Below are 17,347 nucleotides of genomic sequence, written 5' to 3' on the forward strand. Positions count from 1 at the left end.
GATGTTTTACCAACCGTTCCGACCTTTCACTGCAGTATATGATCGACCATGGGTTACGTGGCCGTTCCGACATTCCCAATCCCTTCCATCCGGGAAGCACTTACGATAATTCCCAGGCTTCTCGCATCGTGCCTGATGCTGTCAAGACATTAGAGAGGCTGGGCTATCTGTATCGCAGCTCTAACTTGTGCCATATTGCTGCGCGAAACGGGGAGTGATTCGTGACAATGCTTGATGAGCAGCTGGGTAGTGCCAGAATGTGAGATAATCTGCTCTACCTGACCTAGGTTGACCATGAAAGCGCGGTGGCAACGGACTATCATTGGATAGGACTCAAGCGTTTCCTCCATGAGTTTCATCGTGGCGCGAAGCATGTCGGTATGTACCTGATTGTTGCGCAGATGACTGACCCTGACGTAATTGCCCACAGCCTCTATATATAATAGATCGGAAATCTGTAACGTCACCGATTCGTTAGTGGTACCAGTGAGTGTGAGCTCTTGCGGTTGAGAATTCTCAACGGAGTGTTCTGCTTCGTTCGGCAATGATTGTTCGGGCTCCTGCATCTTCTTCAATTCCTCGTTCAGCAGTCGCGTATCTTCCAGTTCTATCGCTAAATATTTGCTACGGTATTTGAAGCGCCAATAGAGTCCGATGGCGAACGAGCAGAAGGCAATGATGGCAAGGGTTTCAAGGAAATTGACAACTGAAAGCTGGTTGCCTGCATCATGTTCGTTCAGCACGAAATGGCGATAGAGGCAGATGCTCAATGCCACGAGCGGTGTATTGATAAGTTGAAATCTGAGGTTGCGGCGGATGATGTATTCAGCGCCTTTCTTGAATGACCTCGGCATCTTGACAACATATTTCAGGATGATGTCCGTCATCATGCAGATGAGGAAGCCAATCACTCCCAACACTATCAGATGTGCATATCCCTGCCATTGCCAATCCGACATCCAGAAAGGCTTGAACACTGCCAGTGCCACTACTGTAAACGTAGTGCTGATAATTCTCGTTGTTATCGTTTCTTTGCGTCCTTGTTTCATACAAGCCGCAAAGATACAAAGAAGCGAGTAAAAAAACAAACAAATTCTCACATTTTTAAAAATTGTCGTACTCTCTGTTGCATTTCCATGCTGTTATCCCTGTTATTCGTCACAAAAAGTTGCAATTCGTCCCAAAATAGGGGAGGATTGCAACTTTTTAATAACTGTGTGCCGTCAAACAGACAAAAAATAAATTGAATTGAAAAATGAAACAGATTAGTTTGAAAATGGTAGCTTTGATAGCTGCAATGATGATGTGTTTATCAGCCGAGGCTATGACCGAGGATGTAGGCGGACGAGTAATTGACGCGCATGGTGAACCTTTGCCATTTGTGAGTGTGGCACTGCTTACAGCCGACTCTACTTATATACAAGGTGCAACGAGCGATGTGGATGGTTTCTTCCAGATTAAAGTCTCTGAGGTCTGTTGCATTCTACGATTCTCGTATATCGGATATCGTACCAAGTATGTTGACGTAAAGGGAATGGAAATCGGTACCATCCAGATGGAGGAAGATCAGGCGATGCTCAGTGAGATAGTGGTGAAGGGCCAAATGCCTAAAACCAAACTGACAGGCAACTCGATGATAACCACCATTCAGGGTACTGTCTTGGGCAAGTCGGGTACTGCTCAGGAAATGCTGGCCAAGGTACCAGGTATGACGCTGAAAGGTGAAGACTTGGAGGTGCTGGGAAAGGGTACACCTATCTTTTATATTAATGGAAGAAAGATGCAGGATAAGGATGAACTGAAACGACTGCGTTCAGAAGAGATACAGAGCGTAGAGGTGATTACTAATCCTGGTGCGCAGTACGATGCCACCATTTCGGCTGTAGTACGTATCAAGACTGTTCGCCGGGAGGGAGCTGGTTTGGGTTTCGACCTGATGGCTGCCAACAACCAGAACCTGACGTTCGGCTTCAGCGATCCCAGTAGCACGCTAAACCTGCGTTATCGTCACAACAATCTGGACCTGTTTGGTATGGTTAACTATTGGAAATGGGATAGTCCTAACGATCTGCGTATTACGCAATCTACCTTCCTTAAGACTGATGAAGGCATTAGGAATATTCTTCAAGATAGCTACATTCGCAATGACTGGCAGGGGCAGGGCTTGAATTATAATTTCGGATTCAACTTGCAGATTAACGACAAGCACTCGCTGGGTGCCAGAGTGGAACGTCACAACCAGTTTAAAACGCATAATGATATGTGGGTGAATACAGAGAACAATCTTACTGGCCACGACCTCTCGCATCAGGATGATCATACCCATTATCCATATAACTGGCAGAGCAATGCCTATTATAACGGTCTGGTGGGCAAACTGAACATCGACTTGAATGTAGATTTTGCAACAGCTAAGGAAACTACCGACAACCAGATAGATGTGTATTTGCCTGAAGCCCAAACCATGCAGCAGAACTCGCATACATGGTCACGCCTCTGGGCTGCTAAACTGGTGTTGAGCTATCCTGTGTGGAAAGGACAGTTGCAGGCGGGAACGGAGATGAGTTTCGTGAAGCGACAGAGCAGTTCGGCTATCACAAATTACCCTCTCCCTTCTACTGATACGGATGTAAAAGAAAACAATGTGGCTGCTTTTGTGGCTTACAATGCCAACCTGGATAAATTTGGTACCGTAAGCGCCGGACTGCGTTATGAGCATGTGGGTTTTGACTATATGGACAATCTGGATGCCAATAATAATATGACACGCTATCAGGATGAGTTCTTCCCCAATATCACCTGGGCAAAGCAGTTTGGTGCTATCCAGACTTCGCTGAGCTATACTATGAAAACCGTTCGCCCGAACTATAGTGCACTGAGCGACCATATTTATTATCTGAATTCGTTTACCCTGCAACAGGGCGACTCGAAACTGAAGAATGCTACGATGCAGGAGGTGAGCATCAATGCCAGATGGAAGTGGATCAACCTGTTTGCTGCCTACGAGCGTCGCGACAACACCATCACTCAGGTACCAATGGCTTATAACAACGAAGGTATCATGCTACTGAAGCAGGCCAATCTGCCTGACCCCGTTCGCAATTTGGCCATCTTCCTGTCGGCCAATCCCACATGGGGCGTATATAGCCCAAGCTGGACTATCGGCGGGCAGAAGTTCTGGAACACGATGACGTTCGACGATCCTCGTAGTGATACAGGTAAGACGGATGTGACCTTCACTAAGCCTATCTTCTTCTTCGATCTGAATAACACTTTCCGCTTCAAGTATAGTTGGCAGTTGGAGGCCAATACCAACATCCAGACCAAAGGTGACGTGCTGAACTTCCGTATGCTCTCACCCTCGTATAATGTTTGTTTTGTGGTACAGAAGTGCTGGCTGAAAAACGATGCTTTGTGCTTGCGTGCCAGCATCAGCGATGTGTTCCAACGTAGCGTACAGGATGTAGCACAGGACTGTGGTTTCTTCTACGGTGTGCAGAAAACACGAAGCCGTAGCCATCGTCTTGACATCTCTATCCGTTACACTTTCAATGCCCAGAAGAGTAAGTATAAGGGAACTGGCGCAGGTAAAGCCGAGCAGCAGCGCATGAGCAACAGCAACTGATATGGATTAATAAAATGAGCGAAACGCTATAAAGGTGTCTTAAAAATGGCAAAAAGGGATGGATATTAAAATGTTTTTACTATCTTTGCAGGCAGAATTCATTAACTCAACACAATTTATGAAGAAAACAATTTTATCGATTACAATGATTTGTGCTGCAACCATGATGCAAGCACAGCAGCCTGCCATCCCCCGTGATGCGGTGCTGGAGGCGAAGATTGAGAAGACTCTGGCTAAGATGACACTCGACGAGAAGATCGGTCAGATGCTGGAACTTAACCTCGACATTATTGGCAAGATGACTGTAGAGAATGCCAAGGTGGATCGTGAAAAGGTTCGTTCAGTGATGCAGCAGTATGGCAGATCGGAAGCAGAAATCAAGGATCTGCTGAAGATGACCGACCAGCAGATTATCGACAAGTTGGGTGGATTCCCAGTAGATATCTATCAGGGTGATACCAAGCGTGTTTGGAAACTGAACGAGCAGATGCTCGATACACTTATCTCTAAGTGGAAGGTGGGATCTATCCTGAATGCACCAGGCACGAAGGCTCCAACAGTAGCCCAGTGGCAGCAGTGGATTCAGCTGATTCAGAAAAAGTCGATGAAGTATCTGGGTATTCCTGATATCTATGGACTGGATCACAACCACGGCGTAACCTATACTCAGGGTGGAACACTCTTCCCACAGCCCATCAACTTAGGTGCATCGTTCAATACCGAACTGGCTCGCAGAGGTGCTGAGATTACAGCTTACGAGAGTCGTGCAGCTAACTGTCCTTGGGTGTATAACCCAGTGGTTGACCTGAGTCGTGACCCACGTTGGCCTCGTGTATATGAGAGCTTTGGCGAAGATGCTATCGTAAACTCAAAGATGGTTACTGCTGAGATTAAGGGTTATCAGGGCGATGATAATAACCACATCGACCAGTATCACGTAGGTACCAGCACCAAACACTACTTTGCCTATGGTGCCCCCTGGACTGGAAAGGATCGTACTCCAGCCTACCTCTCGCCACAGATGATTCGCGAGAAGTATTTTGAGCCATTCAAGGCAGCTGCTTTGGCTGGTACACTCACCATGATGGTTAATTCGGCTTCAGTCAACGGCGTGCCTGTTCATGCCAGCTACGAGTATCTGACCAAGTGGCTGAAGGAAGACCTGCAGTGGGATGGATTCCTGGTTACCGACTGGGCTGATATCAACAATCTGTTCTCTCGTGAGCATGTAGCTAAGGATAAGAAAGATGCCATCCGCATTGCTATCAATGCTGGTATCGATATGTCGATGGATCCCTATAGCGTTGAGTTCTGTATCCTGCTGAAGGAGCTGGTACAGGAGGGTAAGGTGAAGATGAGTCGTATTGATGATGCTGTTCGCCGTATCCTGCGTGCCAAGTATCGTCTGGGCCTCTTCGAGAAGCCAAACACAGGTGGAAAGGGCTTTGAGAAGTTTGGTAGTGCTGAGTTTGCAGCCGCTTCGTTGAAGGCTGCTGAGGAGAGCGAGGTGCTGCTGAAGAACGAGGGCAATATTCTGCCTCTGGCAAAGGGTAAGAAGATTCTGTTGACTGGTCCTAACGCCAACCAGATGCGTTGTCTGCATGGTGGTTGGAGCTACACCTGGCAGGGTTCGAAGGCAGAGGAACTCTCAGAGAAGTACAACACCATCTACGAGGCTCTGTGTAATAAGTATGGTAAGGAGAACATCATTCTGGAGCAGGGTGTGACCTATAATGAGAATGGAGCTTACTATGATGAGAACGAGCCACAGATTGACAAGGCTGTAGCCGCTGCCGACAAGGCCGATGTGATTATCGCTTGTATCGGTGAGAACTCATATACCGAGACACCTGGTAACCTGAACGACCTGTGGCTGTCGGCAAATCAGCGCAACCTGGTAAAGGCACTCGCCAAGACTGGCAAGCCCATCGTCATGGTGCTGAACGAGGGTCGTCCTCGTCTGATTGCTGATATCGAGCCATTGGCTAAGGCTGTGGTAGATATCCTGATTCCTGGTAACTACGGTGGCGACGCGCTGGCTAACCTGTTGGCTGGCGATGCTAACTTCTCGGCAAAGATGCCTTACACCTATCCTCGCGAGATTAACTCGCTGAACACCTATGATTATAAGGTATCAGAAGAGGTGGGCACCATGGCTGGCGCTTACAACTACGATGCAAAGGTAAGTTTGCAGTGGCCCTTCGGCTATGGCATCAGCTACACCACCTACGAGTACAGCAACCTGAAGGTTGACAAGAAGCAGTTTACTGCCGCTGATGTGCTGACAGTAAGCGTAGATGTAAAGAACACTGGCGCCAAGGCCGGTAAGGAGGCTGTTCTGCTTTACAGCAGCGATCTGGTTGCATCTATCGTACCTGACAACAAGCGTCTGCGCGACTTCACTAAGATTGAGTTGCAGCCAGGCGAGGTAAAGACTGTTACCTTCCAGTTGCCTGCCAAGAACTTAGCCTTTGTAGGCGCCGATGGTAAGTGGACCCTTGAGGAGGGCGACTTTATCCTTAAGGTTGGCAACCAGACCGTAGGTACTGCTTGCACACAGACAAAGATCTGGGACGAGCCTAATATTTAATCTCGTCCTGAGTAATATAGTTCCGATTAAGGGGCAGGGAGTTTGGCGTTATCGTAAACTTCCTGCCTTTTTCCATGTTCAGTGTTACCTTCTGGAATCTGGGGGCGGCTAACATATAACGATCGGTAGCCGGACAAACAGGATAGAATCCGATAGAACCAAACACATACCAAGCCGACATCTGACCAGCATCGTCGTTACCCGACAAGCCGCCTGGGGTATCGTTATACTCTGTATCAAGGATATGGGCTACACGCTCGATGGTCTTTTCGCGCTTGTCGATAAAGTCGTAAAGCCAGGCTATCTGATGACAAGGCTCGTTGCCGTGCCAGTAGCGACCTTCTGAGAAGAGTGAGTCGAGCTTGGCCTCGAACTTCTCCTTGCCACCAAGCACATCGATGAGGCCTTCTACATTCTGTGGTACATACCAGGTATAGTGACAGGTTGCCCCCTCGGTAATGTACGACTTGCGATGGATAAAGTCGGTGTTGTTCTCAAACTTTCCGTTCTGATGGCGACCGTCGCAATAGCCTGTCTTGGGATTGATCACGTTGCGCCAGTTTTCCGAGCGACGCATCAGTTCCTTGTAATCCTGCTCCTTACCCAAAGCCTTAGCCAACTGGGCTACAGCAAAATCGTCGAACGCATATTCAAGGGTTCGTGAGGTCTGCTCATCCTGGTGGAAAGCCTCTTTCACACCATCCTCCAAGGGGATATAACCGTATTTCAGGTACGAGGTGAGGGCTCTGCGACCCATGCCGTTCTTGTAGTCGTTGAAGTTGGCAGGTGTTTCAAACGCATTCTTACGCATGGCCTCGTAGGCTTTTTCGTAGTCGAAGTTCCTGATACCTTTGATATAGGCATCGGCCAGTACAGCGCTACAATGGTCGCCAATCATAGCGGCGGTATATGAGTTCCAGCAGGGGAATATGGGTAGCCAACCGCCTTCGGTGTACATGGTTACCAGCGATTGCATCATGTCTGCCGCCTTATCGGGTGCTATCAGCGTATAGAGCGGGTGCAGGGCACGATAGGTGTCCCACATCGAGAAGTCGCCGTAATAGGTAGGGTGATGGGTGGCAGGTGATGGGTGTTGGATGCTACCATCAGCAAACTTGGGATAAGCGCCATCCACATCGCTCATCTCGCGGGGGAGGAACGAGCAGCGATAGAGGGCACCATAAAACTGATTGATGCGTGCTGTGTTGCTATCCTCTACATCGATGGTATGCAAGCGGTCGATCCATTGCTGGGCTGTTTGCGCCATTATGGTTTCAAAGTCGAAAGCTTCTACTTCTGTAGCGAAGTTTTTCTCGGCGCCTTGTTGGTTGGTAAACGAGGTGGCGGCCTTCAGGATGATGGGCTGATAGGCTTTGCCCTCGAAGGTAAACCAGGCGCAAAGGCTATCTACACCACAGTCCTTTATTTCATCGTAAGCCTTTAGCAGATAGTGCCCATCGAAGCCAGCCTGCTCGCCCCAACCTTGATAAATACGATGCACAGGGTTGCGGCCATAGATAGTCTTCGTCTGCGGGTCAATCTGCAGATAGCCCACCTTCTCGTCGCTATTATGATTCAGTACGATGTGTACTGGTCCGTCCTGCTCAGGTGTGATGCGGAAGATGGCTGCATGGCTGCTACCTGTCATCTCTATCTTCAGATGTTCCTTGGGCAGACGTACGGCATAGTAATGGGGATGCGATATCTCTTGCTGATGCGAGAATGGGGTGGCGCGTTGTTCGGGCTTTAAACGAAGTTGACCGCTGAGAACGGCCAAAGTAAACGATCCATAATCCTGTGTGCAACCACCTACTATCCAATGACTGTTGCGAATACCCTGAAACAGCGAGTCGGTATAATAATAAGGTGCAATGCACTTCTGCTCAGTATCGCGGGTCTGGGGTGTCCAGAAGTTCTGTCCGTTGGGTACGAGTACTGCTGGCAGTGTTTGCCCGTGCTCTTCCGATCCTTTGCCAAACAATCCTGCAGTCTTAGTGTTGGCAGGCGCTGTGCCCACCATGGTGTTTAAGGCACATAGCTGGCGCAGATGCTCAAAGTGGTGCAGGCGGTCGGCTACCTGTTGCTTCAGCGCCTGCCAGTTCATAAAGCCTATCGAGTGCTCGTTATGCAGCAGTTGCACCTGCACGTCGCCCTGTGCATTCTTGTAGAATATCATCTGCAGGTTAGCCGCCATGGGCAGAATCTCGTCCATGTAGTTATAATGCTCGCCTCTGAACTTAATACCCATCAAAGAAAGCAGACGGTACAGGTTTGAGTCGTGTCCGAATCGCAAGTCGGCACCCACGCCGCCACGGGCGATGGCTGCATCAGCATCGGCCTCGATACGTTGCCAAAGCGAGATGGCGCTGCGGGCAGCTATGCCATTGTTCTCAATCACGTCGCCATGAACAATCGTCATGCTCTTATTGTTCTTCTCGTAAACAGCCTGAAATTCTTCGGCTGTAAAGATATCGTAGAGCGATACGTTCAGCTCAACATCCTGCATATCCGATGCGATGGTGTGTATCTCCATCAGCAACTTGGCTGGCTCTTTTATTTTCGAGGCATCTATGAACAGGGCTTTGATAAATCTGTCGGGCGAGATGGTGAGTGGCACGTTGGTGCTGTTCTCTAACGCTTTTTCCTCTGGCGAGGTATAGGCTATCCATGCCATATCTTCTTCGCGGGTGATAGGTGTAAGGTGTTGGGTGTTGGATAATAGTTTTAGTTCATCCACAAAATTCTCCATGCTCACCTTGCATCTGTTTACGGTACTGCTATGTGCCGTTAAGTGGGCATCGTTAGTAAACAGTTGGGGGAAGTTCTGGTACATTCTGCGGGCTATGCCACGATGCTGTCGGGCACCAAGTGTTGTAAGCTGTCCGCCGTTGCCTTTGGCGTTCTTCCATATTTTTTCCAGTCGCTTACGCACATCCTTACCTAACTTTGTCAGGTTCTTGGTGTCGGCAAAATGCTCGTTCACCCAGGTGTAACGTGCATCGTTGGTAAGCCAGCGTGAACCATGCCTGCCATAATGCGAAATGTAGAACGGCTCGTAACCAGCAGGGGCCGACTGTAACTGAGGCTTATCTGTACCCGTTTCGATGGGATAGGCATAATACACGCCGCCCCATTTCTCGTATTGTGCAAACACGGGGTTAGCTATCATGCATGCCAACCCTATCAACATCATTGTATATAGTACTTTCTTCATATCTTAATTATATCAGTATCTTAGTAGTTCAAAAATAAAACGTGCACCTTGCTTATAATCGGTGTCAACCCGCAGGTCGCCGCCCAATCGCAGGGCAACAGAGCGTGCTACAGTAAGTCCGATGCCAGTACCATCGGCAAACTCGTTCAGTTGTACAAACTCGTCAAAAATATGTTCGCTCTCATCAGCAGGAATGCCGATGCCTGTATCTTCTACGATAAAACGAACCAGACCATCGATAGCCTCGGCTTGGAGGCTGATGGTGCCCTCGTGTGTAAACTTTGCGGCATTCTCCAGCAGCTGTGCAAGAAGTCGTGAGGCATGCAACTTGTGGGTTAGCACACTAAGTGCATTGGTAGCTGCATCTATCTGTACTTTGAGCGTTACAGCAGCCTCTTTGTTTGTGGGGCGTGTGCGCTGTTCGATGCCAGAGTAACTAATAGCCTGAGCCACAATGGTTTGAATGTCGGTGTGGTCCTCGCGTTCAATCTTTGCATCGCTGTGAATGTTGCTTATCATCAGCATGCGGTCTATCAGCTTGGTAATGCGGTCGGTATTCTCGGTTACCCGCTCCTGAATATCTTTCTTTTCCGTCTTAGGCAGATCCATTTCGGGCGAGGTGAGTACCTGGGTAAAGCCCGATACGATGTTAAGCGGCGTACGTATTTCGTGAGAGATATTACGGATAAACTCGCTTTTCATCTTTGATGATACTTCGGCTTTCTCGTTGGCTATGCGCAGTTTGTCGTTTATGCGCTTTAGTTTGATAGCTGTTCGCCAGCCAAACAGCATCAGTATCAGGAGTGCAACCACCACAGTAGCTGAGGCCAGCACGGTATAGAAGAACTTGGCGTGCTGCTGCTCTTCCTTGAGCTCATCTACTTGGAAGATGGTGTTCAACTCGTCGAGGTGTTGACGTGCTTCGTGACTGAACACCGAGTCTTTTTCCTGATACAGGCGCTGATAAATCTGTGCCGCGTCGTTCCCTCGTCCTAACTGCATCAGGGCCTGGGCTCTTATCTCGTCGTTATGATCGTCCTTTTCGTTGGTAATAAACTTTACGCTGTCGGTATAAAGGAGTGCGTTGGCTGCATCGCCTGCTGCCATATAGTAGCGGGCCTGCATTTTATAATAGTGGTGCAGACTGAGCGAGGTGTTAATCAGGTGGGCATGATGATGGGCGGTGTCAAGCGCCATTTGGGCATCATGAAGTCTGTTCAGTCCGATAAAGGCGGCAGCACGGGCCAGATAGCAGGCGTTATAGCATTCGCGAACATGTGGTTTCTTAACCTTGCCAACCTTGGTAAGCAGAAAGTGCATCCATTCGTTGGTTTCCTGCAGTTCCTGCTTGTATTGCTTGTTATAATCGTAGGCCTTGGCAATGCGGTAGTAGATGTTGCTGATAGAATTAAAGTCGTCCTCGTCCTTCATCAGTTCGGCATAGTGCTTCAGTGCCTCAACGGCAGGCTCAGTCTGTTTCATGTTCAGATAAATCACACCTATCTGTTTATAGGCCATCGCACGTCCTAACTTGTTGTCGCGCTCCTGGGCATCGCTCAGCATGCGCTGTGTTTCCTGCAATGCTGTCTGTAGTTTGCCTTGTGCACTCAGGGCGTTGGCTTTTAGTTGCCAGGTACGATAGTAGTTGTCCCACTCGTCATGCGAGCCGAACCACTCCATTTGAGCATTGGCCTCTTGGGCCAGCTGTTGGGTTTGCGATGAGTTCTTAAGTGCCACAATCTTCTGCCATCGCGCTTCACTCTCTTGTTTTACATCCGTAGCGCCGCCACGAACAGCATAGAGTGCAAAGCCCCATGTTAGCAGAGCGATAACTATTAATAGCCGTTTTGTCATTCCATACGCCAATTGATACCTAAAGGATTATTACGCATTTCGAGCACGAGAGGCAGATTGTGTTTCAGTGAGATACACATTTCTGTAAGATCGATATCAGCACGTACTTTTATTGTATCGTTTGTTGAGGCTGTTTTTCGCCAGGTAATACCATCGTAGATAAAGTAGCCTTTTTCCTGTAATGTTTTTAAGGCCTTCTGCGAGATAAAGGCAAACGTACCTTTGGCCTCGTAGATGGCACCATCGGCAGATGGCATCTCCCAGCAGAACCCGTTACCATTCTCTACCACAGCACGAGGTATCTTGTAAGTAGCTTCTTTGCAGGTAAATATTAAGGTGTCGGCCTGCCAGGCGTAGGCCCAAGGCCAGGTACGGTGCTGCTGGTTGAGTGTAAAGCTGATGTTGCCGCAGGGGGCGAGGGTAGCTTTTAAGTTGTTTCCAACTTGGAAACTGGTTGTTTCTGTCTTGGAAACACTTTGTTTCTTACTTGGAAATACTTTGTTTTCCCCTTCTACACGCTTCTTCGATACATAGAACACCAGCTCGCCACCTTGCATCAGGTCGGCGTGTTCCAATCGGGCATCGTTAAGCAGTTGGCCATTCAGGGTTACCTTCTCAAAGTGGGTGCCCTTGCCTTTCAGTACACCATGCAGTGTTTTGCCATTGGATAACTGCAGGGTCCATTCTGGTATCAGTGGGGCGTGCAGCAGATAGTAGCTCTGACCGGCATTGGGGTAGAGGCCCATCATGTGGAAGGCTAACCACGACGACATGGCACCGCTATCATCGTTGCCAGGCAGACCATCGGGCTTATCGTTATAGTTTTCGCTGATAATCTGGCGGACACGATCCGAAGTCAGGTCGGGTCTGCCAATCCAGTGATACAGACAAGGTGTAAGGAACGAGGGCTCGTTACCCACATTGTAACGCTTGCGATCAAAGAACATATCCAATCGCTTGCGGAAGGTGGCGGCGCCGCCACAAGCCTCTATCAGTCCTGGCACATCGTGAGGGATGCTGAGCGAATACTCGGCTGAAAGCGCCTCGTAGAAGAAAGTGCTCCACCAAGGCAGATACCAAGGTGCCACTTTGGTGATAGGGGTATAAGGTATGAGTGGATGATAAACCTTTGATTTGCCCCAGGGTACCGAATCGAGCCATTGGCCGTTGGCATCCTTGGGCATGATATAACCTTTCACATCGTCCCACTCATAGTCGGCACGCCACAGGTTCTTCCAGTTCTGCGACTGTTTCATATAACGGTCGTAAACATCCATGCGGCCTAAGCCTTTGGCCACCAGTGCAATGCAATAATCGTTGTAGGCATACTCAATGGTACGCGTGCCAGCACGATCGATTCCATAAGGCAGATAACCATATTTCAGGTATTCGTGCAGTCCACCACGACCATGTTTCTCGTGGTCGGCACCAGGATCCACTTCGGCATCCTTCAGCATGGCCTGTAGGGCGTAGTTATAATCAATGCCCTCTACACCTTTGGCAAAGGCGTCGGCAATCACCACCTCGGCATTCGAACCGCCTTGGGTGCGTCCGTTGCAATCGCCGCTGCGGGCATCGGGCATATAACCTTCGCGTTTATAGATGTTCAGCAGCGCATTGACGATGTCCGCCTCGCGCTGAGGGTCAATCAGGGTGATCAGTGGTGAGCTGGAACGATAAGTATCCCAGATAGCATAGTAATCGTCGTAGTAAGGTTTCTCAGTCCACTTGGGGTTTTCGCCCGATTTGTCCACAGGCATAATCATGGTGTGATAAAGGGCTGTGTAGAACATGCGCTTATCAGCCTCTGTGCCTTTTATCTGGATACGACTCAGCAGTTGCTCCCAGCTGTTGCGCAGGGTGCTTAACTGGGTGTCGAAATTGTTATCAGGAATATTACGTTTGGCTTGCTGCTCGCTCACGTACGATATGCCTATCTTGATGTTTATTAGGGTATCGGTAAAAGCGATGGTATTTTCGCTCGCCTGCTTAAAAGCCTTATCTGTTACCAAGCAGAAGTACACCGTATAGGCGTCGCCATTGTTCCAACCGCCACGAACCCTTGTGTAGCCGCGTACCTCGTGATTGCTCACCACTTCTATCTCGCCACCAATAAACTGCTGTTGCTCGCGCTGGTCGGGGATAGGGCTCTTACCCAGGTAATGTGTGGCATCAATCAGCAACGAACCATTTGTAGGGTAGTGTATGCGATAAAAGGCGCAACGCTCCGAGGTGGTAATCTCTGTGCGGATACCATTCTCAAAGGTGGTGGCATAATAGCCCAGCGCAAACTCCTCGTTTGTGCGCTTCTGGGGTGTAACGCCTGGCTGTATCAGTATGTTACCATATTTCTGACCGCCGCCTGTGCCGCTCACGTGGGTTTGCGAAAAGCCTGTTACCACTTCGGGCATCTTGGCCCAACCGGCATTGGGCTTAACGGTGCAGTCGGGACCTGGTTTGCACATACCAAAAGGCATCGACGGACCAGGGAATGTTCTTCCCACACCTTCGCTACCAATACGTGGATCAACATATTGCCAAACGCCAGCCATACTCACCATCGAACACAGCAGCAAGCATACGGTTATCGAAATTGTTTTTAGTTTCATGCCGCAAAGATAAACAATTTTTCGTGTAATTCGTGTAATTCGTGTCTTTTTTTTCGTACCTTTGCATCCAAAATATTAAGAAGATGAAAGACAGTATCATCATTTTGAGCGGTGGTATGGATTCTACCACACTGCTCTACGACTATCAGGAGCGTATTGCGCTGGCCATATCATTCGATTATGGCAGTAATCATAATGCCAAGGAGATTCCCTTTGCCAAGTATCATTGCGAGCAGTTGGGCATCAAGCACCTGGTTATCCCCTTGAAGTTTATGGGAGAGTATTTCCGTAGCTCATTGCTGTCGGGTGATGAGGCTATCCCCGAGGGCCATTATGCCAGCGAGAATATGAAATCTACGGTGGTGCCTTTCCGTAATGGCATTATGCTGGCCGTTGCCACAGGTATGGCCGAGAGTAACGATCTGCAGTATGTGATGATGGCCAATCATGGTGGCGACCACACCATCTACCCCGATTGTCGCCCTGAGTTTGTTGATGCTTTCGATAAGACTGCCCAGGCTGGTACCTTTAATGGTGTGCGCTTGCTCTCGCCTTACTGCAATATGACCAAGGGTCAGATTGCTGCCCGTGGTAAGGAGTTGGGTATCGACTACAGCAAAACCTGGTCGTGCTATCGTGGTGGCGACAAGCATTGCGGCAAGTGCGGCACCTGTGTTGAGCGCAAGGAGGCCTTGGCCGATGCTGGTATCGACGATCCTACAGAATACGAAGATTAATATGGCAAATTACAATACTTATACCCTTGACAATGGCTTGCGCATTATCCACAAGCCCTCGGTGGCCGAGGTGGTTTACTGCGGTTACCAGATAGCTGCCGGCACACGCGATGAGTTGCCTGGCGAGGAGGGTATGGCCCATTTTTGCGAACATCTGACGTTTAAGGGCACCGAGCATCGCAACGCCATCCAGATTATCAATGGTTTGGAGCAGTTGGGTGGCGACCTGAATGCCTTTACCAATAAGGAGGATACCACGTTTTATGCAGCCATCCAGAAGGAGCATATAGCCAAAGCCATCTCGCTGCTTACCGATATGGTGTTTCACAGCACCTATCCCCAGCACGAGATTGATAAGGAGGTAGAGGTTATCTGCGATGAGATTGAGAGTTATAACGACTCGCCTGCTGAGCTGATTTACGATGAGTTCGAGAATATGCTGTTCGAGGGTCATCCCCTGGGGCATAACATCTTGGGCAATGCCGATCAGCTGCGTACCTATAAAACCGCTGATGCCTTACGATTTGTAAAGCGTAACTACCGTCCTGACAACGCCATTTTCTTTGTGTATGGCAATGTGGATTTCAAACGTCTGGTAAAAATGGTAGAGAAAGCGCAGACTTTTGGTCAGGCGCCAACCGAACAGCAACCCACGTTGGTTGACAAGCCCACAGCGGTTCCTGCCAAATCGCTTACCAAGGATATTGGTTCGCACCAGGCACATGTGATGTTAGGCACACGTAGCTACGACATCCACCATCCTTTGCGTATCCCTTTGTATCTGTTGAATAACATTCTTGGCGGACCCAGCATGAATGCCCGCTTGAACCTGGCTTTACGCGAGCGTAATGGCTTGGTTTATACCGTTGAGAGTACCATGGTAAGCTACAGCGATACTGGCATGTGGAGCATTTATTTTGGTTGCGACCCACACGATGTACGTAAATGCCTCCGCCTGGTGCGCCGCGAATTGGATAAGGTGATGCAGAAACCATTGAGCGACAACGCCTTACAGAAAGCCAAGCAGCAGTTGAAAGGTCAGATAGCCATTGCCTGCGACAATCGCGAACAGTTTGCACTCGACTTTGGTAAGAGTTTCCTGCATTATGGTTGGGAGAAAAACGTTGAAAAGCTGTTTGACAGTATTGATAAGGTAACGGTTGACGACGTACAGAAGGTTGCAAACGAGTTGTTTGCTGCCGATAAGCTTTCAACCTTGATATTTAAATAGCTCGCAAATACTGGCGCATGGCCTTGCGGGCTGTACCTAAGCGATACTCTACGCTCTTGTAGTTCTCGCCTAAGAAATCGGATATCTCGCTCACCTTCATACCATCGTAGATATGAAGACGATACACCTCGCGACAGTTCTCTGGCAGTCGTGCCAGTCCGCGTTCCAGCTGTTCGGTTATCTCTCTGATAGAGTAAACCGAATCGGCCGAAAGTTCCTCGCTACACACCTCTCGGATATAATGCTCGTAGTCGTTGGCGTAGATACGTCGACGGTAAAAGTCGCATATCATGTGGCGTGCTGTGGTATATGCTAAGGCTGGTAAGGTGGTTTCGGTGATTAATTTGGTGGAAGTGAGCAGACGCAGAAACACGTTCTGAACCACGTCTTCTGCCTCTGCTCTGCCACCAAGACGAGTACTGACGTAAGTCAGCAACTCGTCGCGATGAGTAATGTAATAATTGGTTATAAATTGGTGATTAATCATTCACAACCTTTTGAATAGTTCCATCCTCGTTATAGAACAAACGCTGAACTTTGAGCGAACGCAGATGGGTAATATCGTTAGAAGGTACGCAGTCGTGATAGAACAGGAACCACTCGCCCTTGTACTCTACGATAGAGTGGTGGGTAGTCCAACCTACAACGGGATCAAGAATCACACCCTGATAGGTGAATGGTCCGTAAGGATTGTCGCCGATACCATAGCACAGCATGTGGCTGTCGCCAGTTGAATAGCTGAAGTAGTACTTGCCGTTGTATTTGTGCATCCATGAAGCCTCGAAGAAACGGTGAGGATCGCCAGCCTTCAGGGGCTGTCCGTCCTTATCTACCACTACTACGCTACGTGGAGCCTCAGAGAACTGCAGCACGTCGTCGCTCATCTTAACTACAAAGCTCGACAGGGCAGGTACATCAGCAGGTGCAAACAGCTGAGTCTTCTTATCAGCAGCAGGGCCCAGGTCAACACCTTCCTTCACCAGTTTCTCAGGAGCCTGATACCACTGCAGCTGTCCACCCCACAATCCGCCAAAGTAGCAGTAAATCTGTCCGTCGTCGTCTTTAAACACGCTGGGGTCGATAGAGAACGAACCGCGGATAGGTTGATCCTGTGGAATGAATGGACCTTCGGGTTTATCAGCAACAGCTACACCCAGGTGGAATACACCATTGTAGTCCTTAGCCGAGAAAATCAGGTAGTACTTACCGTCCTTCTCTACGCAGTCGTTATCCCACATCTGCTTTTCGGCCCACTTTACGTCGGCAACATCCAGAATCTTGCCATAGTCGGTTACCTCGCCATTCTCTACGTCTTCCATAGAGATAACGTGATAGTCTTTCATCTGGAAGTGACCGCCGTCGTCGTCGAAGGCAGCACCAGCCTCCCAGTCGTGTGAGGGATATACATAAAGCTTACCATTAAACACATTAGCAGATGGGTCTGCATAATAATCTTTTGGATAAAGATAGCGTGGTTTCATATTCAC

Annotated in this window: 10 protein-coding genes; 4 read left to right on the forward strand and 6 right to left on the reverse strand. The window is 49.0% G+C overall.

What is annotated here, in order from left to right; all coding sequences use genetic code 11:
• Nucleotides 1-149: 149 nt before the first annotated feature.
• Nucleotides 150-1,049, reverse strand: coding sequence for a LytR/AlgR family response regulator transcription factor (locus tag PRU_RS13290; RefSeq protein WP_041386283.1), 900 nt, complete (start codon nt 1,047-1,049; stop codon nt 150-152).
• A 206-nt stretch (nt 1,050-1,255) separates the two neighbouring features.
• On the opposite strand from PRU_RS13290, the gene PRU_RS13295 reads away from it, so the two are divergent.
• A complete protein-coding gene (locus tag PRU_RS13295) occupies nt 1,256-3,625 on the forward strand; it encodes a TonB-dependent receptor domain-containing protein (protein WP_041386285.1) in 2,370 nt (789 codons plus the stop codon).
• Between the two features lie 118 nt (nt 3,626-3,743).
• Nucleotides 3,744-6,215, forward strand: coding sequence for a glycoside hydrolase family 3 N-terminal domain-containing protein (locus PRU_RS13300; RefSeq protein WP_013063319.1), 2,472 nt, complete (start codon nt 3,744-3,746; stop codon nt 6,213-6,215).
• On the opposite strand, the gene PRU_RS13305 is transcribed toward PRU_RS13300, so the two are convergent.
• The 3 genes from PRU_RS13305 to PRU_RS13315 are packed head-to-tail and all read right to left on the reverse strand — an operon-like array spanning nt 6,205 to nt 13,892.
• Complete coding sequence (locus PRU_RS13305; protein ID WP_013064126.1) at nt 6,205-9,429, reverse strand: GH92 family glycosyl hydrolase; 3,225 nt, start codon at nt 9,427-9,429, stop codon at nt 6,205-6,207. The two genes, PRU_RS13300 and PRU_RS13305, sit on opposite strands and share 11 nt — an antisense overlap.
• A 12-nt stretch (nt 9,430-9,441) precedes the next feature.
• Nucleotides 9,442-11,283: a sensor histidine kinase gene (locus PRU_RS13310; RefSeq protein WP_013064990.1), complete on the reverse strand. Its 1,842-nt coding sequence runs from the start codon at nt 11,281-11,283 to the stop codon at nt 9,442-9,444.
• Nucleotides 11,280-13,892 (reverse strand): GH92 family glycosyl hydrolase, encoded by a 2,613-nt coding sequence (locus PRU_RS13315; protein ID WP_013063824.1) that lies wholly within the window; start codon nt 13,890-13,892, stop codon nt 11,280-11,282. Before PRU_RS13315 ends, PRU_RS13310 begins: the two co-directional genes overlap by 4 nt.
• Nucleotides 13,893-13,975: 83 nt before the next feature.
• Here PRU_RS13315 and queC point away from each other — a divergent pair, with 83 nt between their 5' ends.
• On the forward strand, nt 13,976-14,629 hold the full coding sequence (queC, locus tag PRU_RS13320) for a 7-cyano-7-deazaguanine synthase QueC (RefSeq protein WP_013063020.1): 654 nt from the start codon (nt 13,976-13,978) through the stop codon (nt 14,627-14,629).
• 1 nt (nt 14,630) lies between these two features.
• Entirely contained in the window at nt 14,631-15,860 is a 1,230-nt protein-coding gene (locus PRU_RS13325) for a M16 family metallopeptidase (RefSeq protein ID WP_013064976.1), read from the forward strand.
• On the opposite strand, the gene PRU_RS13330 is transcribed toward PRU_RS13325, so the two are convergent.
• On the reverse strand, nt 15,853-16,347 hold the full coding sequence (locus PRU_RS13330; protein WP_013064192.1) for an RNA polymerase sigma factor: 495 nt from the start codon (nt 16,345-16,347) through the stop codon (nt 15,853-15,855). The genes PRU_RS13325 and PRU_RS13330 overlap by 8 nt on opposite strands.
• The gene (locus PRU_RS13335; protein ID WP_013063388.1) at nt 16,340-17,341 is read right to left on the reverse strand and encodes a glycoside hydrolase family 43 protein; all 1,002 of its coding nucleotides are present in this window, start codon (nt 17,339-17,341) and stop codon (nt 16,340-16,342) included. Before PRU_RS13335 ends, PRU_RS13330 begins: the two co-directional genes overlap by 8 nt.
• Nucleotides 17,342-17,347: the final 6 nt, after the last annotated feature.

The sequence above is a fragment of the Xylanibacter ruminicola 23 genome (assembly GCF_000025925.1).
GTDB lineage: Bacteria > Bacteroidota > Bacteroidia > Bacteroidales > Bacteroidaceae > Prevotella > Prevotella ruminicola.

What these genes read in the sequence shown, in the direction of transcription:
- PRU_RS13290 (WP_041386283.1), bottom strand. Translation starts at nt 1,049, where the DNA reads ATGAAACAAGGACGCAAAGAAACGATAACAACGAGAATTATCAGCACT.
- PRU_RS13295 (WP_041386285.1), top strand. Translation starts at nt 1,256, where the DNA reads ATGAAACAGATTAGTTTGAAAATGGTAGCTTTGATAGCTGCAATGATG.
- PRU_RS13300 (WP_013063319.1), top strand. Translation starts at nt 3,744, where the DNA reads ATGAAGAAAACAATTTTATCGATTACAATGATTTGTGCTGCAACCATG.
- PRU_RS13305 (WP_013064126.1), bottom strand. Translation starts at nt 9,429, where the DNA reads ATGAAGAAAGTACTATATACAATGATGTTGATAGGGTTGGCATGCATG.
- PRU_RS13310 (WP_013064990.1), bottom strand. Translation starts at nt 11,283, where the DNA reads ATGACAAAACGGCTATTAATAGTTATCGCTCTGCTAACATGGGGCTTT.
- PRU_RS13315 (WP_013063824.1), bottom strand. Translation starts at nt 13,892, where the DNA reads ATGAAACTAAAAACAATTTCGATAACCGTATGCTTGCTGCTGTGTTCG.
- queC (WP_013063020.1), top strand. Translation starts at nt 13,976, where the DNA reads ATGAAAGACAGTATCATCATTTTGAGCGGTGGTATGGATTCTACCACA.
- PRU_RS13325 (WP_013064976.1), top strand. Translation starts at nt 14,631, where the DNA reads ATGGCAAATTACAATACTTATACCCTTGACAATGGCTTGCGCATTATC.
- PRU_RS13330 (WP_013064192.1), bottom strand. Translation starts at nt 16,347, where the DNA reads ATGATTAATCACCAATTTATAACCAATTATTACATTACTCATCGCGAC.
- PRU_RS13335 (WP_013063388.1), bottom strand. Translation starts at nt 17,341, where the DNA reads ATGAAACCACGCTATCTTTATCCAAAAGATTATTATGCAGACCCATCT.